The sequence below is a fragment of the Robbsia andropogonis genome (assembly GCF_000970345.1).
Classification (GTDB): domain Bacteria; phylum Pseudomonadota; class Gammaproteobacteria; order Burkholderiales; family Burkholderiaceae; genus Robbsia; species Robbsia andropogonis.
The window spans coordinates 1-21,219 of sequence record NZ_LAQU01000047.1; the positions used below are offsets into that span (position 1 = coordinate 1).

21 protein-coding genes are annotated in these 21,219 nt (G+C 57.0%); 17 read left to right on the forward strand and 4 right to left on the reverse strand.

The features are described 5' to 3' along the window. A partial coding sequence (locus WM40_RS23585) for an IS110 family RNA-guided transposase (RefSeq protein WP_046154159.1) occupies positions 1 to 516 on the forward strand: 516 nt, incomplete at its 5' end. Positions 517 to 941: 425 nt separating this feature from the next. Here WM40_RS23585 and WM40_RS23590 read toward each other — a convergent pair. Beyond that, positions 942 to 1,274 (reverse strand): DMT family transporter, encoded by a 333-nt coding sequence (locus tag WM40_RS23590; protein WP_024905381.1) that lies wholly within the window; start codon positions 1,272 to 1,274, stop codon positions 942 to 944. A gap of 37 nt (positions 1,275 to 1,311) precedes the next feature. After that, the gene (locus WM40_RS23595) at positions 1,312 to 2,475 is read right to left on the reverse strand and encodes a type III PLP-dependent enzyme domain-containing protein (protein ID WP_236693662.1); all 1,164 of its coding nucleotides are present in this window, start codon (positions 2,473 to 2,475) and stop codon (positions 1,312 to 1,314) included. 692 nt (positions 2,476 to 3,167) lie between these two features. On the opposite strand from WM40_RS23595, the gene WM40_RS23600 reads away from it, so the two are divergent. Genes WM40_RS23600 through WM40_RS23675 form a run of 16 tightly spaced genes read left to right on the forward strand, consistent with a single transcriptional unit; the run spans position 3,168 to position 19,033 of the window. Then, positions 3,168 to 4,220 carry a DUF6001 family protein gene (locus WM40_RS23600; protein ID WP_046154160.1) on the forward strand — a complete coding sequence of 351 codons (1,053 nt, stop codon included), beginning with the start codon at positions 3,168 to 3,170 and terminating at the stop codon, positions 4,218 to 4,220. Between the two features lie 5 nt (positions 4,221 to 4,225). Continuing rightward, positions 4,226 to 4,798 (forward strand): DUF6031 family protein, encoded by a 573-nt coding sequence (locus WM40_RS23605; RefSeq protein ID WP_236693663.1) that lies wholly within the window; start codon positions 4,226 to 4,228, stop codon positions 4,796 to 4,798. After that, the gene (locus WM40_RS23610; RefSeq protein ID WP_046154161.1) at positions 4,795 to 6,045 is read left to right on the forward strand and encodes an aspartate aminotransferase family protein; all 1,251 of its coding nucleotides are present in this window, start codon (positions 4,795 to 4,797) and stop codon (positions 6,043 to 6,045) included. The genes WM40_RS23605 and WM40_RS23610 overlap by 4 nt, the downstream gene beginning before the upstream one ends. 11 nt (positions 6,046 to 6,056) lie before the next feature. Then, on the forward strand, positions 6,057 to 6,524 hold the full coding sequence (locus WM40_RS23615; protein ID WP_046154162.1) for a type II toxin-antitoxin system RatA family toxin: 468 nt from the start codon (positions 6,057 to 6,059) through the stop codon (positions 6,522 to 6,524). Between the two features lies 1 nt (position 6,525). Continuing rightward, entirely contained in the window at positions 6,526 to 7,641 is a 1,116-nt protein-coding gene (locus tag WM40_RS23620; RefSeq protein WP_046154163.1) for an SDR family oxidoreductase, read from the forward strand. Positions 7,642 to 7,700: 59 nt separating this feature from the next. Continuing rightward, the gene (locus tag WM40_RS23625; RefSeq protein WP_024905388.1) at positions 7,701 to 8,708 is read left to right on the forward strand and encodes a fatty acid desaturase family protein; all 1,008 of its coding nucleotides are present in this window, start codon (positions 7,701 to 7,703) and stop codon (positions 8,706 to 8,708) included. An 11-nt stretch (positions 8,709 to 8,719) separates the two neighbouring features. Continuing rightward, entirely contained in the window at positions 8,720 to 9,232 is a 513-nt protein-coding gene (locus tag WM40_RS23630; protein WP_024905389.1) for a dCTP deaminase, read from the forward strand. Positions 9,233 to 9,234: 2 nt separating this feature from the next. After that, the gene (locus tag WM40_RS23635; protein WP_024905390.1) at positions 9,235 to 9,861 is read left to right on the forward strand and encodes a dCTP deaminase; all 627 of its coding nucleotides are present in this window, start codon (positions 9,235 to 9,237) and stop codon (positions 9,859 to 9,861) included. A gap of 37 nt (positions 9,862 to 9,898) precedes the next feature. Beyond that, positions 9,899 to 11,767: a PEP/pyruvate-binding domain-containing protein gene (locus tag WM40_RS23640; RefSeq protein ID WP_046154164.1), complete on the forward strand. Its 1,869-nt coding sequence runs from the start codon at positions 9,899 to 9,901 to the stop codon at positions 11,765 to 11,767. Between the two features lie 21 nt (positions 11,768 to 11,788). Next, positions 11,789 to 12,961, forward strand: a complete 1,173-nt coding sequence (locus WM40_RS23645) for a hypothetical protein (protein WP_046154165.1) — start codon at positions 11,789 to 11,791, stop codon at positions 12,959 to 12,961. A 25-nt stretch (positions 12,962 to 12,986) separates the two neighbouring features. After that, positions 12,987 to 14,093 carry a hypothetical protein gene (locus WM40_RS23650; protein ID WP_046154172.1) on the forward strand — a complete coding sequence of 369 codons (1,107 nt, stop codon included), beginning with the start codon at positions 12,987 to 12,989 and terminating at the stop codon, positions 14,091 to 14,093. Positions 14,094 to 14,101: 8 nt separating this feature from the next. Then, the gene (locus tag WM40_RS23655; protein ID WP_046154173.1) at positions 14,102 to 15,151 is read left to right on the forward strand and encodes a hypothetical protein; all 1,050 of its coding nucleotides are present in this window, start codon (positions 14,102 to 14,104) and stop codon (positions 15,149 to 15,151) included. Between the two features lie 13 nt (positions 15,152 to 15,164). Beyond that, on the forward strand, positions 15,165 to 15,749 hold the full coding sequence (locus tag WM40_RS23660) for a dephospho-CoA kinase (RefSeq protein ID WP_046154166.1): 585 nt from the start codon (positions 15,165 to 15,167) through the stop codon (positions 15,747 to 15,749). Further along, positions 15,746 to 17,419: an alkaline phosphatase family protein gene (locus tag WM40_RS23665; RefSeq protein WP_046154167.1), complete on the forward strand. Its 1,674-nt coding sequence runs from the start codon at positions 15,746 to 15,748 to the stop codon at positions 17,417 to 17,419. The genes WM40_RS23660 and WM40_RS23665 overlap by 4 nt, the downstream gene beginning before the upstream one ends. Further along, positions 17,416 to 18,198: a TIGR01458 family HAD-type hydrolase gene (locus WM40_RS23670; RefSeq protein WP_046154168.1), complete on the forward strand. Its 783-nt coding sequence runs from the start codon at positions 17,416 to 17,418 to the stop codon at positions 18,196 to 18,198. Before WM40_RS23665 ends, WM40_RS23670 begins: the two co-directional genes overlap by 4 nt. Before the next feature lie 37 nt (positions 18,199 to 18,235). Then, positions 18,236 to 19,033, forward strand: a complete 798-nt coding sequence (locus WM40_RS23675; protein ID WP_046154169.1) for a phosphodiesterase — start codon at positions 18,236 to 18,238, stop codon at positions 19,031 to 19,033. Between the two features lie 341 nt (positions 19,034 to 19,374). Here the strand turns inward: WM40_RS23675 and WM40_RS23680 are convergent, their stop codons facing one another. Next, positions 19,375 to 20,001, reverse strand: coding sequence for a LysE family translocator (locus tag WM40_RS23680; RefSeq protein WP_046154170.1), 627 nt, complete (start codon positions 19,999 to 20,001; stop codon positions 19,375 to 19,377). A gap of 91 nt (positions 20,002 to 20,092) precedes the next feature. After that, the gene (locus WM40_RS23685; RefSeq protein ID WP_024905400.1) at positions 20,093 to 20,536 is read right to left on the reverse strand and encodes a hypothetical protein; all 444 of its coding nucleotides are present in this window, start codon (positions 20,534 to 20,536) and stop codon (positions 20,093 to 20,095) included. Between the last annotated feature and the right edge of the window lie 683 nt (positions 20,537 to 21,219).

Sequence of the window (21,219 nt, forward strand, 5' to 3'; positions counted from 1 at the left end):
CCTCCGGAAATGGAAGCTGATGTCCCCAGAATGTTGCTCGATAGCGTCGAGGAACAACTTGGGCGATTAGCATTACTTGACGAACAGGTTGCCCGCATCGAAATGCGAATCACCGAATGGCGACGCAACGACGAAGCGTGTCGCCGCATTTCCGAAATCCCTGGGGTCGGGCTATTGACAGCGACGGCAGCCGTGGCGGTGATTGGCGATGCAAAAACCTTCCGCTCCGGTAGGGAGTTCGCGGCCTATTTGGGACTCGTCCCGCGACAAACCGGAACGGGAGGTAAAGTCCGGCTTGGGGGCATTAGCAAACGTGGGGACGTCTATCTCCGCACGCTGTTGATTCACGGCCCTCGATCCGTGATTGCCTGTGCGAAGCGTCTGCCAGATCAGACCCAAAAGCTTCTGGCGCGACGCCCTACGAATGTCGTGGCTGTCGCACTTGCTAATAAAGCGGCTCGGATTATCTGGGCCCTATTGGCCCATGACCGACGTTACGAGCCAATCGCAGCTTGACCGCATCGCACAATTCTTTTCTTCGTACCTTCTACATAGTTGCAGAGGCGTTATCGATCGATGGCAAGATAGGTTTGACCGCGCAAAGGCAAACCTGGGACATTACATGAGCTTCGAGCTCGTTATTTAGATTAGGACCTTTGCGGCGCATTCCATCGGGGCCACAAGCAAAATGCTTGTTAGAGTCCGGATATAAGTCCGCAACTACCCTCCTCGCCTAGAACGAAATCGCTTTGCAAATGGGAGGCGACCATATAAGTAATATCTGGTTTGAGCCGATTAGGAATGTCTGGTCCTGCTCCGCGGCGCATCATGTTTTTCTGCAAATGTGCGTCGGGAGCCGATGATGGACAGTTCCGCGAGGATCACAATCAGCATGCGTGAACTGGGACGGATCAAGGTCATTCCAATCATATTGGGGCCATTCAGGTTCCGTGAGATGCTGGGAACACATTGACGATAACAATTCCGACGATGATCAGCGCGATTCCACCCAACGCCGCCAAGCTCGGCAACTGCTGATATCGGAACGCGGCTACGGCAGTCACAACGGTAATCCCAAGTCCGGACCACACCGATGAAATCAATGACATCGGCAATCCCTTCTGCGCGCTACCTAAGCACGCGATCGCAAAACCGTACCCGCATACCACTACGAGAAGTGGTCCCAAGCGCGTAAATCCCTGACTTTCTTTTAGCGCGAGGGTAGCCGTCGACTCAGCAATAATGCCCAACAATAACGCGATATATGCAAACATGGATCTTGATCTCCTGACCGGTGTAAAGCCAGGCGAACTATTGGCCGACGTGAACGATATCGTTGGTATAAAACCCGTTGAATGGCGCTCGCAAGGATACGGAATAAGCGCCAGCGGACTGAAACTCAAGCCAATCGCCCTCCTCGATATCGTCCGGCAATCCATAAGGAAACGCAAGGCGATCCATGCTGTCGCATGTGGGGCCAAACACTTGAAATTGTGCCTTGCCGCCAGTGTCATAGATATCACCGTGACGCCAGGTACGCACTGGAAACTGCAGCCACTGCTGCGCAGATAACAATCCACCAAAAATACCTGCGCCACAAAAAATATCCTGCCCGCGCCTAAGCAGTATCCGTGCGAACAAAGACATGCCACCGTAAACCAGTCCTCGCCCCACTTCACATAGGAGATCAAGTGAACGTAGTGCGGACGATGCTTCGATTCTCTGGCTAATGCTCGCGAGTATGTCTGTGGTGTCACTTCGGCTATTCAAATACACACCAGGAAAGCCGCCGCCGATATCCAGACTTCGAATGCGCGACCGGCCCCGAGCAATAATACGCTCGGCGTCCTCGAGTGCTGTAATATATGGCGCATCCTGGATTGCCTGAGATCCCACGTGGAACGACAACCCCACCCCCCAGCGCGTTGACGACTCCACCAGATCAACTAACGCAGAGGCGTCGTCAGTAGTAGCGCCGAACTTTCCCCGCAGGTCGAATACCGCACCTGATTCAGACGGGGCGTAGCGTACGTATAGGGTTATATCGCTATCGGATGAAGGCAAAACATCACGCACCTTGCGTAACTCTGCTTCGCTGTCGACCACAAACGATCGTAGTCCATAGGTACGATAGGCAACATCAATTGCTGCTCGTGACTTGACGGGATTCATCAGATATTGGGTTGCGCCCGGCACGTGATGAGCAACGTCGACGATCTCCCCCATGGACGCTACGTCGAAATGAGAAATGCCGCCGCGCGCCAAAGCGGCGAGCACCTGAGGTATTGGATTGGCCTTGACGGCATACAGCACCGTGCCTGGAAAAGATTCGGCGAAGCGCCTTGCGTTGCTGGTGATCCAAGCGCTATCCAGCGTATAGAACGTATCAGATGCTTCGCTACTGAAATGTCTGTCAAGACTCATCACCGTTTCCCGTCGTTTTCGAAAGCTTCTGATCAGCAAGCTCCATGCCATTTTTCGTTCCGCGCAAACGATCCAGCAACGCTGGTCTATCCGGTAATACAAGACCCATTATTAGATTCCCAAATTGGTGCAAGCGACATCTGCGTGTCATCCGATTGTGCATGGCAGCACTCATGCGGTGCGACTGAAGCAAAAGATAATGCCTGCTTTGAAAGTCGAACTAGTCAATCATGCAGCACGTATAATTATTCATTCTTAATATATATATTTCGTTATCCGATGTAATTTTCAAGGAATCCGCAATCCTTAATATTCCCTCATTTTCCTTTATCAACATGGCCTTCCAGTGGAAGGCTAGGCGGAAATACTCAAGAAATGAAATCGCTCATACAGTATTCACTACCCAATCACCTTGAGGTTGGCATGGTGTTTGCGAGAAAAGCTCGTCACCAGGAATTCGGCTTCATGACATGCATTCCCAATGCGCCAACATTCCAGGCCATGTGCAAAACGTGGTCAATGGGTCAGATTGCAATGCCGAGACCGGTGCCGATTTAATGGAGAGATTGAATGCGTCGTGTCTATGTTTTCCCTTGGATCACTGCTTTATTCGATACATATTCATATCAGCATAACTTACGAATACCTTAACGTTGAACTCTGATTTCATCGCATTCCTGTCCACAACGCGCGTTTTTAAACGCACTGGCTTTTGATCATTTGGCTCTTCGATTGATAACACGATGAACTATTCAGCGTTTTACTCGGGCAATGCCAAGGCGTTTCTTGCGGCCCGAAATCTGTCATTCGACGATTTAGACACGGTCGTGCGGCGTCAGTACGATGATGCCGAATTAACGTTAATCACCAGCTCACCCGTGCATGGCGTGGCCAACGCCGCGAGTGATATCGATCTGATCTGCATCACCGATGCGATGCAATCGAGTGATGCGATGGCCTCGCAGGTCTATCACAACGGTCACCATATGGAGGTTGTTGCCTTCGCGAGCGACGAGGTCCTGGCCGCGTGCCATGAACTCACCGTTCAACAAGGAAAATTGCCAATCGACATGCTGCGCGTCTATCGCCAATGGGACAAAAAACAGCGGATCTCGCGCAAGTACCTCGAACGAATCATTGCAGGCGTTGCGACAGACGGCAGTGTGCCGTATCTGGAATGGCAAGGCACGCTCGGCGCCACATGGTCGATTGCGAGTTTTGATGCATTTCGCCAAAGTGCCGGCTTTGCGTTACTTGCACTGCGTTGCAAGGAAACAAGGGCCGCAGCAGGATATGCGACAAACGCGTTGCTGTATCTGATGAACGCGATGTTATCCAAATCGGGCTGGACAGTGTCAAACAAGAAGTGGACATTACTGCGCTGGCATCAGGCAACGGATTCGCTGCGCATCTGGAGCAATGTACGCCTGGTCGACGTGATCGATTCATTATGGGACTCCATCTACCCGTCATGCACGACCGGCCTGACCGAGCAACTGGCAGAGCGGTTAGTCGAGCTAGTCGATCTCGCGGAAAGCCATTTCGGCTATGAGGTGGACTATGCGAGATTACGTCCTGCCTTGCGCGCAACGAGCAACGCCCCTTTCTTGCCGGGAAGTGTTTTCACACTCCGATCGGATGGTCGGGCCGCGTTGTTACCCACGGTCGATATTTCCGACGCACTTACCACGCATCCGCGTGATCTGCGCGCAACGACGCCCGATGTCGCGCGGCACCTGCTTATAGGGGCACGCGTTGGCGTAATTGGCTTTTCGCTCACCGATTCGACATCTTGAAAAAAATGCAATCATCGATGATCTCGGCACTCAACGCTACCCCGCCATGTCGCTGGTTTCCGCGGCTATCCACCGGACACGTCCATGATGGTGCCATGCATGCCGAAACCCTTGCGTCGGTTTCATGGATGCTGATGACTGAACTGCAGTCGTATATTGAGGATCTCGAAGGCGCCGCGAATTCCCTCGAGGTGGTGAACGTGCTTCGCATCAAGCTCGCTGAACTTCTGGTCGATATCGACTGCCGCTTAGCTGGTGCCGCACCACCTGACGAACTGCATCAGTTTCCATTGTTCGCCGAATATGGTGTGGCGGAGGTCACGACATCAGCGTGCGATAACCCTGCGCGCTGGATAGGCATCGGCCAGCAATCCGGCGAATTGGCACAACACATTGATGCAGCGGCGCTGATCGATCTGTTTAATGGGCTGCTTGCCGCTTTTCCTGGTGAATTGTTCAACCCGCTGCTGCCTGACACCCAAGGCCAAGTCCTGCGTACCTTGCGCAATTGGGACAAATTGTGCCGACTCGCGGGCCGCGACGCTGCCTTCCTCGCTCCGCTGATGAGGTCCTTATGAATACACGTCAAGGCTTCGCCGACACTGACGCCCGCAAGACCTCGTTCACCGAACGTTACGGTGCAATCTTCGGCCGTGAACAAGGCTTGATGCTGCGAATGGCCGGACTCACCGCCGCTGAACGGCTCGCGGATGGCGCCTGGATCACCGACGACGCCGGTCGCCGTTGGCTCGACTTTGGCTCGTTCGGCTTGCATCTTCTCGGCCATCGGCACCCCGTGGTGGTCGCGGCGTTGCGTGGCCAGCTAGACCAACTCGGCCTGTCCAGCCGGATTCTCGCGAACGAACCGGCCATTCGAGCGGCAGAGGAACTGGTAGGCTGCGTCGGTCGAGCGGGAAATGGCGTGCTGTTCGGCAACAGCGGCTCGGAGGTCGTCGAGGCTGCATTGAAACTCGTTAGGATGCAGACCGGGAAACGTAAGATTCTTGCGTTGAAGTTCGCATTCCACGGACGCACTGCGGGCGCACTCGCCATCAGCTACGGCTATCGCGGGCATCAAGCGCTGCAACACGGCGAGGACGTGATTTTCATCGATGCAGGTGATCTCGATGGTGCGCGCGAGGCGTTCGCGCAGGGTGATATCGCCGCCGCGATCGTCGAGCCTATCCAGGGCGAAGGTGGCATCCGCCCAGTGCCTCCGGATTTTCTCGAAGCACTGGCAACGCTCTGCCACCAGCACGACGCGTTCATGATCCATGATGAGATCCAGTCCGGGCTCGGTCGCGCCGGCACCTTGATATGTGGCTCACCTGCCGACATCGTGGTGTTCGGCAAGACCCTTGGCGGCGGACTGTTTCCCGTGGCGGCAGCCCTCTACGACGCCACGAAGTTCGGCGCACCCGCGCGGGATCCTGTCGTTCATGCGTCGTCATACGCAGGAAGCGCCTTGGCTGGTGCGGTTGCACAAGCGGTGCTATCGGTCGTCGGCGAGGCCTCATTTTGTGCGCGTACCACAACGCTCGGCGAATTTGCGCAACACATTCTTCGCGAGCGTTTGTCGGATTGTCCCGCGGTAGCCGAAATTCGCGGACGCGGACTGATGCTCGGCGTGGAGTTCGTGTCGAACCGTCATGTGGGGCAAGCGTTGATCGAAGCTGCGCACCGCAATGTACTGGTCGCGTTCTGTCTAAGCGCCACCAACGTGCTCCGCGTGTATCCAAGCGCCACCATCGATCGTCAGGATCTCGAAGACGGTCTGCACAGGTTCTGCGATGCGGTGCTGGCCGCCTCCCGCCTGACTCATTAACGGAGCAGCTCATGCCTCAAGTGTCTAGCAGCGTATTTCTCGGTAACGTCAAGTGCGCCGACGTATGGCCCATCCTGTCAGACTTCGCCCGCTATCCGGACTTCATGGCCGACGTGCTGGAGGTAAGCGTACCACCGCACGGCAACGGAGCTATTCACAGCACATGGCGCGTTCTGCTAAACGGCAGCGAACTGACCTGGACCGAACTTGATCGGCTCGTGCCGAACGAACGCATCACGTTCGAGCAGACCGATGGTGACCTGGAAGTCTGGTTTGGTGAATGGGTGCTGGTGGAACGGGAAGACGGCCTGTACGTCGATCTTAACGTGACCTTCGATATCGGCATTCCATCCCTGGCCGACGTACTGCATCCAATTGGAGAGCGGGCGATACGCGCGAACAGCCGCCAGATGTTAGACGGTATCCGCGACCGGATACTCGCCGGGCGAGACGTGCAAGTGTCTATCACGGAGCGCTGAAATGTTAACGCTCATCGTGACGGGCGCCAGTGGCGCGCTTGGCATGCGCTTCGTCCGCGACTGGTTGCGCACCCATGCCGATTGGCGCATCGTTGCGGTGTTCCGTTCGCGGGAGGCGGCTGAGGCTTGCCTGCATGCGCTGCCGGCCGCGATGCACAGCGCCCTGACGACCCTGATCGCGGATCTGAACGATCCCGCGTCGCTGCGTACGGCGGCCAAGACGCTACCCAAAATCGATCGTGCCGTAGCGGTGCATCTTGCGGCCGATGTCGCTTGGGACAAGACGTTCGACGAGATGCGCGCATTGAATGTAGACGGCTCACTTCATTTCGGCGACTTTGTTGCCCAGGTAGCACGGCAACCGCATTTCATCTACGTGTCGACCGCCTTCACCCGCACCTACGACTGGATCTATCGCAACGGCTACGAAGAAAGCAAGGCGGCTGGCGAACGCGCGCTGCACACGCGTTTCGCGTCGATCATGCCGGTCTCGGTATTCAGTTGCAGCCTTGTCGTGGGGGACAGCACCAACGGCGCGATCGGACGTTTTCACGGGTTATATCCCTTGATCCGCTTCATCGCCGCACTGTCTCCGCCGTTTCTCGTTGGGAACCGTGCGGGCCGCTTCGATCTCGTTCCAATTGATTGGGTAGTCGACGAGTTGATGCAACTCGTCGAGCGTTGCGCCGCTGGTGCCGCCGCCGCCGAAGTCGTCGCCGCCGCTGGCGATGCACGGCTGCCATACGAGCGGGTGATCAGGATCGTCGAATCTCGCATCGATCTTGCTCGCGAAGCAGCAGGATTGCCGGCACTCACGCCCGTACCGATTCTGCGCGGTCGGCAATGGGCATTTTTGAAACGCTCATTAGCGGCTTGGCGCCCTGACGGGGTGTCAGCAAACGACTTCCGTTATTTCGAGCGTCTCTTGCAAATCTACGGTGTCTATGCTGAAAGCGAGACGGTCCGTGCACCGCTGAACGTCACGCAGGACGCACCCGGTGCTGAACTCTTCCTGCCTCGCGCCGTCGACTACTGGCTATCTCATTCCCCCGATGCGCGTTCCTGTCTAAGGCGCCGCGCCATGGCCAATGTGGTCAGCACGGCGAGCACGGTCTGATCACACACATTACCGAACCAACCTGACGGGGTGCAACGCGCCCGAGCGGAGACAGAATGATGAAACACCTTTCTGCGGTGGATGCAACATCGGCCACTGGCCTGAGCAGACAGGCCGAACGCGCGCGATTGGCATCACAACACGCAGACCTCGTAGACGACCTCAAGATGCCAATACAGTTACGCTGTGCATGGCAGATAAGCGTGCAATGGCTGGTGATCGTCATTGCAATAGTGATAGCCAGCGCAGCTGATTCGACGGCACTTACCATCATCGCTTTGGTGGTAATCGCCACACGCCAACATGCGCTGCTGGTTCTGATGCACGACGCCGCGCACTATCTTATAAGTCGTCACAAGCGCGGAAACGATTTGTGCGCCAGTTTTCTGCTGACATTCCCCCTGACCATCAGCACATCGCGCTATCGCGCTCACCACCTTGCGCATCATCGTAATCTAAATACGGCGGCGGACCCCGACTATGCAGACGCTTTCGCGCCAGCGACCCGTGGACAGTTATGGCTTGCCCTGCTGCGTGACGTGACCGGTCTGTCGACACTGCAGTCGCTACGTAGTATCGACAGCTTTGGCGTGTTCGGACTGTTCCAGCAACGCGATGCATCCAATCGCGCCGAGCGAAGCTGGTTCATCGTATTTATCGCCACGGTCTGCGTTGTTGCAACGTGCTGCCATCTGTGGTTCGATGTGTTGCTCTACTGGATTGCGCCAATGGTCTTCTTCTTGCCACCGATCCTGCGCATTCGTAGTCTCTCCGAACATGCTGGCCTTGCAAATGAGCCCGTCAGCCGTGACGCACGCAGTGTCTCGCCAGGATGGTTCGAACGCGCGCTGTTCGCACCTTGCAACATCAATCGTCATTGGGAACATCATCTGTTTCCTCAGGTACCCAGCTATCGCCTGCATGAATTATCGCGACGACTAGCGGAGCGCTTGCCAGAAGTGGCCGCTGGTCAACCGACGCGCGGTTATCTGATTGGTTCGGCATCGATGCTCGCCGAACTCTACCATGCGCCTCGTGACGCTCATTCTTCCACGCAACGCGGATAACGCTCTCACCCATGATTCTGACCGGTTCCGAAATCTGCAAAATGCGCGACGCGAAGCGACTCGTCATCGAGCCGTTCGACCAGCGCAATGTCGAAGTCAATTCGTATGGCTGTCATCTTGGCTCGACACTTCTCGAATACCGCAGCGAACAGATCGACCCTCATGGCGCGCTCGACGTGATCGAGCATGTCATCCCTGAAGAAGGCTTCGTTCTCCTTCCAAAACGTTTCTACCTGGGATTTACAGCCGAGTCGATCGGTGGCATCGACTTTGCAAGCGAGTTGTACGCAAATCTGTCAACCGCGCTGTGTGGCGTGTTCGTTCAAACCAGCGCGCCACTCGGGCACACCGGCGCAGTGATTCGTTGGACGCTGGAAATCGTGGTGACGCAACAGGTTCGCGTGTATGCCGGAACCAAAGTTGCAAAGGTGTGTTTCTGGTCAAACTTGGGCGTTCCAACGCCTTATGCGGGACGCTATCAGGGCTCCGAGAGCGTCGTGCCGTCAAAAATCATTCTGGATTGAACATGATACTGACCGGTCGTGAAATCGAACAACGCGTCCATGCGGGTGATATCGTCATCACGCCGTTTCTGCACGATAACGTGAATCCGAACAGCTACAACTTCCGTTTGTACGAACGCATGAAGGTCTACGAGGACGGTGTCATCGATGTGCGCGAAGAGGCGGCCACCCAGGAGATCGTGATCGGGCCGGAAGGCTATGAACTCGAACCGATGAAGTTATATCTTGCTGCAACCATCGAAACGATGGGCAGCACGCGCTTTGTACCCACCTACGCCGCCCGCTCGTCGATCGCACGCCTGGGCATGTTCATCAACCTGTCGGCGCCGCTCGGCGACATCGGTTTCGTGGGACGCTGGACCATCCAACTGTTTGCGCTAAATCGGATCCGCGTCTACGCAGGCATGAATATCGGGCAGATGATGTTCTGGCGCGTGCAAGGGGAAATCGAGCTTTATACCGGCAAGTACCAGGGTGCCACGGAAGCGTTCGCATCGCGCATCTTCCTCGACTATCAGAAAAAGCGTCCGTTGCATCTCGTCAATACGTCAATGGCTGTCGACAGCACGAGCGATTCCACTAACCTGCTGACGTCCCAGCCTTTAAGCACGGACTCACTCGCAGGCTGAACTTGCAGCCACGTCGACAACGATCCAAGGAATTGCCTTGACTAGCAAATATCACACTCTGCATGCACTCAGCAGTCGTCTGCCAGTGCCTGCCCTGACCGCTTTGTTCGACGCCGACTTCGCGATTCTCTGGCGGGACTACGCGCGGCGCGCCACCGACATCGCCGGCATTCTGCACACCGTGCAACTGACGGCCGGTGCTTTTCTCGATGATCACATCGGGCGCATCAGCACGCTTGCCGAACTCGAATGGAGCGTAGCGGCGGATGCCCATCTGTTGATGCGATTGCGCGAGTCCGGTTTTGCCGACGATGCGCCGCTAGCGGTGCGTTCCTCGGCAAGCGTCGAAGACGGCGCAACGCATAGCTTCGCCGGGATATTCACCACCCGGCTCGGCGTAAAGGGACTTGGAGCACTGAAAGCGGCAATTCTTGACGTGTGGCGCTCGGGCGTCTCACGCGCGGCGGTGCTGGAACGCGTGCGCGCCGGCAATGCGGGGATGCGCATCGGCATGACTGTCATCGTGCAACGGATGGTCGATGCCCGGCTTGCCGGCGTAGCCTTCAGCCATGACCCGCTGACCGGCGCGGAAACGATCGTGATTGAAACCGTGGAATCGTTGGGTGAGGCGATGGTGTCCGGCGTGGAAAAAGGGGCGTCGGCCAGGCTGACAGGCAATGCCCTGGTCTGTGCGCCCGAACTTGAAAAGCATCGCACGATGCTGCATGCCGTCGCTGCATTGGCGCGTAGCGCAGCCAACGAGATCGGTGCGCCAGCAGATATCGAATGGGCAATGGACGATCAGCAACTCTGGCTGCTGCAAGCTCGGCCGATCACCACGGTGCGCCGGGTAGAAGAACATGGGCCAATGCTCGACTGGGTAGCCCTGTACGCATCGGATGACGATGCACTGCTCGCCTATCGCCCCTTGCCGGACTTTGCCCAATACTTTCGCTCAAAACGCAAACCGCTTGCCAACTTCGCGACCCTGCACAACGTCCCCGCCGGCGCGGCACTGTTGATTCGCGCCAATCGCGAGGGACTTGCCAACACCTCGACGTGTGCGGCACTGCTGGCGCATTTTGAAACGCCGCATGTAGTGGTCGACTTCTCGGATCGCGTGCGCCAGCAGATTCTGCCACGAGCCGCCTTGCTCGATCGCCTGAACGAATTGATCGGCGCCCAGACAAGCCGCTTCGTTGTGCGTGAGTTTGTCACTGGAGAGGCGGGGCTGATCACGCAAGCCTGTACCGACGGCTCGACAACCTGCGAGTGGTCGGAAGATGGCCTGCTCGCGATCAATCGCGGCATTGCCCGTACCGAGCGGGCGCGCCTCACCGATGATGCCGAAGGCGGCCCGCCAGACGCCGCGCTGTTACATCGCGTGACGCATGAAGCGGTGCGCACATTCGGTCCGATTCAGCTCGAATGGGTGCGCGCTGGCGGCCGCTTGCACCTGATTGACTTCTCGCCACTCGCAACATCGATCACGGTCGGCGACGACGACAACCTGCGAGCGATATCGCCAGGATTTGCCGACGGCTTACCGGTCGTGGTCGGAAGCGACCGTAACCTGGAAGAACTGAGCATCTCTGCAACGGTATCCATAAACGCCATCCCCAGTGCGGAATCGCTCGGCCCCGCGCTTGAACGACTTGAACGGCAACTGCGTGAGCATCGCGGCCAGGCGATCGTCGTCTCGCCGCGACCGTACGCGGCGCTGGCCGCCTTGTTGCCTTATGCACGTGGTTTCGTATTCGAACAGGCGTCGATGCTCTGTCATCTGTCGATCCTACTGCGCGAACATGGCATTCCGGCAGTCGAATCCCCCGAACTCTATCGTCTCGGCCTGTCTGGAGAACGTGTCACGTTCTCCAGCACTGCCGGTGCGGGGCAGTCCCGCTAATCCTCATCAGCGAGTATCTCCATGGCCCTTGATCTATCACTGCTGCTATTTGATTCGCGCATACCCGATGACAACGCAGAGTCGCCGTTGGCAACGGTAGTCAACATTGAAGCGCCGAGCAGCCGCTGTGGTGACAACGGCCTGTTCGTGCACACTGAAACGATGCGTTGGCGCGAATTGATCACCGGCACGCAAGACACGCTTTCCATAGAGTCGACCCCATTCAATTTCCAGATATTCAATGCAGTGCAACGCCAACAAACACGCACCGCCCGGGCAAGAATAAGCGCGCTGGATCCGACGCTCGCATCGGCAACGCTGGTGGTGACGCTCGCACTGGTGCATCATGCAGACCGGGTCAGCGTTTATCACTATGCTCACGAAGGCGAGACCGGTGCGCTGTTTCTGCATCTGCTGGATATTGAACCCTTCGCGCGCGACGCGTGGACCGCATGGTGCGATGTTGCCCAATCCGCCCTCGCCTGCGCGGCGAAGTCGCGTGCCCTGCTTAACGACGATTGTTGGTATTCACGCTGGCGTCCCGATATGGAGTTGGAACGCAAGTTCACGTCGCAGCATATTCCCGACATGTGGCAACTCGCTACCGAACTGCATGCAGCCATCGGTGCGGGTCACATCGACGCCGTAATCCTCGAGCTAGATCGGGATTTCCAGTGCTACGACTACGAATCTCACATCTTTGAAGTCACTGGCGACCCACGCGAAGCCGGCTATATCGCATTCATTCCCCAGGCAAATGGACTGATGGCCGTCAAGCGCAAATGGTTTGTCAAGAACGAGGAATTGCGTCGCGAGGATTTCAATACCGATCACGCAATCGCATTCGATGCGATCGAGCAGCATGCGCGCTCGCTGACCTCCGCACGTCTGCAACGTCTGAAACCGTTCCGGCGCACGCGTTTCGACGTGAACTGCGAATCGCTCGACACAGGCAACGGCTTCGGCATCTATCTCGACATTTGTCGCATGGTCGATGGAAGCGCCTCATTCGCACAAATCGAAGTGGAATATTGCCGTAGCCGCACGCTGAAGGCGTTGCGTGATGTCGAAAGCGATTTCGAACGTATCGCCACGGCCGTACACCAATTCCTTATCGAACGCGGACACCGGTTCCAACACGATCTCTATTCCAAGCTGGATTTCGCCCGCGAGGCAAGTCAGCTCGCCGCTTGACCGGCGTGAACGCCAAGGAATGTCGATGACACCCAATTCTGTTGCAATACCCGTAGTTTTATTCGGCGATTGGAAAATCCGGCATCAGGAACCGCTTGGACCTGCGGATCATATCCTGCATGCTGTCGACGCCAGTGACCTGCCCCGCGGCGCCATGACCGTCACTGCCGATCTGCGCGGCATGCGCCGGCTGCGCGCCAGTTGGAACGGTGACACTCGGGAAACGTCAACCGCCGCCGCGTCGATGGCATGCGCCAATTTCACGGCACAACAGGTTCCGCTCGCCATCGCAATGCTATGCGCGGACAACGTTCAGATTACGCATCTCGTAACACGGATCGACCTGCATCGCGTGGTGTTCGTGCAGCCAACGCGGCCGATAGCGCTGCTGCCTGCCACCGCTTCTCTGGCGCAGGCACTTGTGCTTGCCTTCGAGGTGAACTATCTCGAAATAAACAATTGGGAATGCCGCTATGCATACAGCAACGATACGTTCATCGAGCACTTCGAGCTCGATGCGGCCATCGATGCGCGCACGGTTGGAGAAGCTTGGTACGATGCGGTGGACTGTCGCCAATTCGCTTCGTTTGTCACGCAAAGCGGAGACGAATTCCAGCTATGGGACCATGACGTCACGGTGTGCCGCGCAATCCCGACCGGCTATGTCCACGCCGAGCACTGGAGCCGCAAGCGCAAAAACACCGTCAACGAGCCTCTTGCACAGCTACGCTGTATCGGTGTGCCCGGCACCACATTGCCAACGACGTTCGAAGCTCATATCGTGCCCCCTGTAATCGATGCTATCGCCGCGACAGTGGACGTGCCGCTTCAGACGCTTGGAGAGTACCGACGGATTGCGTTCTCGACAGCATGTGAATCAGTCGAAACAGGTCATATTTTTACGGTCATGTTCGAGACGTGCGTGCCGCGAGATGGCGTCGGCGCTCGCACGACACGGGGTCATGTCAGCTTTGTGAAAACACGCGGCAAGTGCGACACCGCAATCAATGCCGAACTTCTCACACTTGCGCGACACGTGCGGACGTTCCTCCATGCGCAGCAACTTGACTGTCTGCCCGCCCGCCCGGCGTTTGCTTTCCTGCAAGCCGCCCCACGTCATTCCACTCCATGAGGTCAGCCATGCCGACTGCCACGTTGTCTAACGGGCGTTACACCATTGCGTTATCCCTTTACGGCACCGACCCCGCGTTGGCGACGCGGTTGCGTCACTTCCTTACACCTTATTTCAGCGACGTCGATGGCGCTATTCCTGAAATCGACCTACGGCTGTCGCTGCATGATGCATCCGCGTTCGAACAGCGCTGGATCGATGCCTGCGTCAGCCAGGTGACAATCCGCGAAACCGATGCGCCCGGATTCACGCTGCGCGTGCTGACCAATCAGGGCGCGCCACTGCAATACGCCTGGGATGCCAATCTGCGCGTCGGCTACAGGATCGATAAGTCGCGACGCAGCGTTGATTTTTATGGCGAACAGAACGCTTTCATTCACCTGATCGAACTAGTTCGCTATTATGGGCTATTGGTGGAGCAGGCCAAAGGCAGTGCGATCATGCATGCATCCGCCGTCGTCGAGCGTCATGGCGGTAACGTGATCGCGATTGGGGGTGTCAAGGGCGCAGGCAAGACCACGACGATGCTCGACCTCGTGCAGTCCGGTGACTACCTCTACTTTTCCGGCGACAAGCTGCTGCTCGACATGGTCGATGGGCGGATTCGCGCGCGTGGATGGCCAGACTATCCACATATTGGCATCGGCACCTTGCGCTCGCATCCACGTTTGGCTGAACGATTGGGTCTCGGTGCGGTGGCTGCCGACCACACAATCGCCGACACGGCGAAGCGGCTATGCGTACCGGAAACCATGCGTGCGGCGCTGGACGCCTGGCCTAGCGGCAGCGGTTTGCTATCGACGGTGATCCTGCCGGATGTGTCCGCGCCCGGCACGCTACGTACGCAGTCGCTCGACGCCGCGACCATAGAACAGGCATTGCAGGCGCCGGGCCTGTTCGAATGGCCACATCGCTTCATCACCTCCACCTGGCATCGACTACTCGACCCCGCTTACGGCGCACTCACCGATACCGTGCCTCCAGCGCTCGTGGCTGCGCTAGAACAGGTCGAGTGGCTGAGCCGGACGGGCATCCCACGGCAATCCGTCACTGCTTGACGAGGAGAAATCGATGCCATCCACGTCACGACTCCGACTTGCCCTGGTCGCGCCAAGCGGGTCCGGAAAAAGCACCACGGCCCAGCTGTTGAAGCTGCATTTCGAGCGTGCGGGCAAACGCGTCGAGATACTCAAGCTGGCCGCACCGCTCTACGCTATACAGCGCATGTTCTACGAAGAAGCGTGCCGGAACCTGCCCGATGGTGCGCAGGACCAGTATCTGCTTGAGCACATCGCCACGGAACTGCGGGCGCTCGATCGACTGTCACTGGTGAAAAACTTTGCGAGACGTCTCATGCAGTCGGACGCAGACGTGGTGATCAATGACGATCTGCGAGATGACGCGACTGACTGGCCGTATTTGCGCCAACATGGTTTCGATGTCGTCAAGATCGTGGCTGATCCCGCTATCCGGTCGGCACGACTGACCGGACGGGCGGACCTGTCCGTGGTCGAGAAAAGTCCACTCGATTTGCAAATGCAACGCATTCGTGCGGACTACGCCTTGCCCAACAATGGATCAATCGAAGCACTGACGGCGCACGTCAACGCGTTCGCAGACTGGGTGCTCGGCCTCACCAACCGGGCTGCAGCATGACCCACGCCACGCGACTCATCTGGCTTTTGGTCGATGGCTTATCGTGGCGGTTGGTCGAACTGCGCGCTGGCAAGCGTACGCACTCGACGCTGACACGCAGCCTTCGAGCGCACGCACCGCGACGTGCGATCCCGTTGGCACCGTTGGCACCAAACTGTCAGACACCGCCTTCGCTATTCTCGATATTCAGCGGCGTCAATGCCCAACGGCACGGTCTCACGGGATATCTGTTACCTGCACCCTTGCCTGGCGATCCATTGCGGGTCGTGAATACTTTTGCTGTCTGGCCCCGCGATATCCCCATGATCTGGGACCGCTGGGCCGAGGCGCAAACCCGCTTCCGCCTTTGTGCGATACCGTTCACCCAACCAGACCGACTCGGAGAGGCACTGTTGGGGCAGACACGTGTTTATGAGGGACTCACCGTCTCGCCCGAAGTTATCAGCAACGGGGAGCGTCTGTTCATGCTGCCGCTCGGCCTGGATTTCCTCGTCGAGGCAAGACAAGATGGGGTAATGCTACAGGGCGTCTCACCAGATGGGGCGATCTCGCAGTGGATCGCACTCGATCGCACCGAGCACCTGCCGATATCAGCGCACGTGCGACATGGCAACGCCTTCCCTGCGGTCGCGGTGCGTGCGGTGCGCATCGAAGGCGAGATCAAGCTGATCAGTTTCGGGTATTGCACTGTCGACGCACGAGGCCTGCCGGACGAAATCGGCACGAGCGCAACGGCCCCCCGCGCGTACATCATAGGCGATCCGGCGCAGCTCTATAAAGACAACCGGTTGGGCCGACGGCTGGATGATGGCGGCGACGGAAATGCAGAACGTCTGCTGCTCACACTGATGCGTGAGGTCCACAACAGCTTTGCGGCCGACATTATCGCCGCCGTACGTGCCGACGATGCTGAATGCGTGATTGGCTATTACCCGGTGATTGATCTATTGTCGCATCATCTACTCAAATACCTCGATCCCTGTCGCGCCGAACTTCCCGCGTCAGGTATCTGCGAAGTACTATTCGACATGGCGCTCGACTGGGTTGACGAACTGATCGATCACTGCGTCGCCGCCGCGCCACAATCGGTGCGCTGCATCGCACACTCGGATCACGGCATGACGCCAGTGCACGACGACCTCTTCCCGAATAGCTTCTTCGAACAGTCGGGCTGGCTGACTTACGACGAGAATGGACGGCCCGATCTTGCGGCCTCGGCAGCGCTCTTCCATCCCGCTGAAAACGGCCTCGTGCTCTTCAACGAATCACGTTTATCAAAGCAAGGCATTGATCCAGACATCGTTACCGCACGCTGGCGTGCCGCGTTACCGCCAAGGCTGCGCGATGGCTGGAACATGTTCGACGGTATCGATACCACGCCTCCGGCGCATGGCTGGAGCGCTAGGCACTACTGGCAAGCCCCGCCTGGCACACGCCTGCGAACCGCGCGCTCGGCGCACCTGCTTCAGCCAAGCCGTAAAGGCGGCGACCACGCAGTGTGGTCGAATAATGCGTGGTTGCAAGGTATTCTCGTAGACGTGGGCAGCGATTCAGTCAGCTTGCCCGATCAGGCAGCGCTGGCCTTGCCCGACATCGCCGCCCTCGTGTCGCAGCCGTTTATCAACCATCTGAGCGAGCGCCATCCTGTTCGCTGGCAGGAGAAGATATGATGCGTTTCGACACCTTGCTGTCCGACATCGACGGCACCCTTCTACACAAAGGCAAGGCGCTGCCTGGCGCCGCCGAAGCATTTAAGCGGATACGCGATACGGGTATGAAGGTTCGCCTCCTCACCAACACCACAGCCAAGGCACCCGCAGTGCTCGCGGCGGAATTGTGCAGCCTGGGCATAGAAGCCTCGGCGGCGGAAATCGAAACAGCCACTACCGCATGCGTCACCTATCTGCAACAGCAAACCGGCCAGCGTTGCCATTTGATCGTACCGCCCGACATTCGGCCCTTGTTCGACGGCGTAATGATAAACGACGAACGGCCGGATATCGTCGTGATCGGCGATATCGGTGATGCGTTCGACTATGCGACGCTCAACCGCGCGTTCCGGATGCTGCGCGATGGGGCGCGGCTCGTCGCATTACAGAAAAATCTATTCTGGTTTGATCGAGACGGCGCGCGACTGGATTGTGGCGCATTCATCGTTGGACTCGAAGCCGCGGCCAGCGTTACGGCACTGGTTACCGGCAAGCCATCACCGGTATTTTTCGAGAACGCACTGCGGCAACTCAACTCGCGGGCGGAACGTACGCTGATAGTCGGAGATGACGTGCTGACCGATATGGCGGGCGCGCGGGCTGTGGGAGCGCATGCATTGCTGGTGAAAACCGGTAAGTTCCAGGAGGCGCTATTGGCGCGGCATCGCGCGCAAGTAGATAGCGTGATCGACAGTTTCGCCGATTTGCCCGGTTGGCTGGCGAGTCTGGCCGCCGTTTGACGAACATGGCGTCGCACCCTTTCAGGAGCATCCTGCAATGACCACCATCGCCCAGATTTCCGATGTTCACGTTCGCCCCAAAGGAGTGTTGTACCAAAATGTCGTCGATTCCAATGCCATGTTAGCCGAGGCCATTGATAGACTTAATCGCCTTACGCCAGCGCCGGACTTTGTCCTGATCACCGGTGATCTGACCGATGAAGGCACCCACGAAGAATACGAGATGTTGCGGGAATTGCTGGCCCCGCTCAAACATCCTTTTGCCGTAATGCCGGGAAATCACGACGATCGTGATAATCTACGTCGCGCTTTTGCCGATCACACATATCTGCCTGTAGAGGGGCCACTGCATTTTGCGCTCGATATCGGTGACGTGCGCTTGCTCGCCCTTGACACATCCGTGCCGGAGTTACATCACGGCGAACTGGATCACAGCGATCTTGCCTGGCTTGGTCGTGAACTTGATCTCTGCAGCGATCGACCCGCACTTGTCGCGATGCATCATCCGCCATTCGCGACCGGCATTCCCTATCTTGATCTGTACGGACTACATGACGCCGAGCGATTCGAACACGTGATCGCCATGCATCCGCACGTCGACCGCGTGATCGCGGGTCACGTTCATCGCCTGATGCAAACGCGACTCGGCGGTGTGCCGGTCATCACCTGTCCAAGTACCGTTACGCAAATCGCCCTGCGTACCGAACCGGATGCGGAGCCAGCGTCTTATCTGGAACCAGCAGGCTACATGTTGCACAGATGGGTGAAGGGAAAGCCCGCCATTTCTCATTTGAGCTACATCGGTCGTTTCGAAGGACCCTATCCATTCGCTTGATCGTTTTCCCAGCAGACATGGTGTCTTGTGAGAAAGCCGCAAGCATTCAGGAACACCACCGTTGCGCCAGTTGGAGGCAATCCATGGTTGGTTTGTCACAGATGGCTTGAGCAATGTGATGCTGGCGGTGGTGAAATTTGTGGAGGTATGTTTTGATGTATGCTTAAGTTTGTCTGTTAGTTGCAATATAAGTGCTTATGTTTAGGTCTTTTCAAATTTGATTACGACATGCGGAACATCGGCACGCGTCCCGCATACATATCTCGTCGTGAAACGTCAGGCCCAGAGGCCCTGCCCGACGCTTGATCGCAAGTTTCAGCGTTACGGCACATGCTTTGCCACTACATTTTTTCTGCCGCCACTTTCACGCCCAAACCAATAAACAAAACGCCCAGTGCTTTGGTAAGCCATACTGAAATCGTCGGACTTCTGCGCAACGTTACCGTCAGTCTTGCCGCCAAGAATACGTACGTCACGCTCGTGAGAATACCCACCATATTGCCGGAGATGCCAAGCGCAATTATGTGCAGCACGGCTTTCGGATCATGCGGCTCAATAAACTGAGGCAGAAAAGCGAGAAAAAAGAGCGCTACCTTGGGATTCAACACATCGCTCAAAAAACCCTGAAGAAACGATCGCCGTAAACTTTGCTTTTCCGGTTGAACATCGAAAAGTGTGATTCGCCCTTTCGCGCGCAACACACCAAAACCAATGTAAAAGAGATATCCCGCACCAACCCATTTCACAACCGTGAAGGCCGTGGCCGAGGCCAGGACAATCGCGGAGAGCCCGGTGGCAGCGCAGAAAAGGTGAACATATGCGCCAAGGTTGATGCCTACGGCGGTGTACAAACCGGCCTTGCGCCCCTGCGCGATGGTACGTCCCAAAAGTAGCAGCATGTCAGGGCCTGGGACGAGGCATAAGATCAGGCTAGCGATTAGAAACAGTAAGTACGTATGGAAGCCCATTTTGACCTTCTATTCTGAGATATGTACCATCCTCTGTACCCGGCAAGATAACAGTCTAGCTTTTCAAAATGAGGCGGGACATCTCGAAAGATTACGGTTCAATGTCGCATTGGTTGCGCGGCCTTCCCCCTACCTCGAGTCGGGAGCATTCACAATGCGTGGTTGTAGCGCTCTCACTGCTGTTAACAATCTGGTACGCATAGACACCGCGTGCACCATTCGGAAGTTGAAACTTTAGCGAATTCTCGGTGGCCTGGGTCGGCGTGATATCCACCCATCCGCTATTGGCGTTGCTGCTCCCATCCAACGGGCCGGCCACCGCGGTATCGTTGATCCGAGTGAGACGTGCCGTAGCAGCAGGACCGATATTGCCACCGCTGACTACCACCGTTTCGTTCGGTTGCACTGGCTGCGATGTCCAGAAAGACATCGCAGCCCCGTTGGAATCGGCAGAAAAAACGGTGCCGGACCAACAGACGAACAAACATGGCATTGCCGCCTGCAAGAATGTGACGAACGGGTTTCTACCGGACATTACATTACCTCGTTGAAACAAGCACACCGTCGATCTACAGGATGCCAAAATACGCCTACTAATCAGCGTCGAATCACAATGACGCGATAAAGATAAAAAATGCAAAAGCGCAAAATCGTGAACATACTGAAGCTGCGTATGACTAACTTTTTTTCACCATCCAGATGTCATTGCACCGAAACATCGATAGTCGAGAATGATTGAATAGCGGAAGTTTGCTGCGCTACAACGCGGCGTGCTTGAAACGAGGTGTATTGCCGGACGGCTCACATGCCATCCCGTGCGTGAAAATACAGAATATGCAGAACTACACGCTATGAGAGAAGGTCTCTGGCGACTCCGGTATATGCGGCGTGCACGACATCTTAATGGTGACCACTGACAGGTTGCAAGGCATGGAACACCCTAGGCGTGGTACGACCACTCTCTTTGAATAGTGCATCCAGACCGCGCTATCTAGACATATGGATGTCATCGTTGACTTATACAGTACTGGACATTGATTACACGTTCAGCAGACGATAGACAAGGCACACGCCTTGATATTGGCAGGCCTGGAGAAGTGTGGTCCCGATCGATCATGTCTCGCCGCAGCGGAGCGCTGGCCCAGAAATGTAACAATGCGGCAGGCGCTGTTGCTCCGCGCCACCGCCACCCTACTAATGCCTTTCATTGCCTCGACC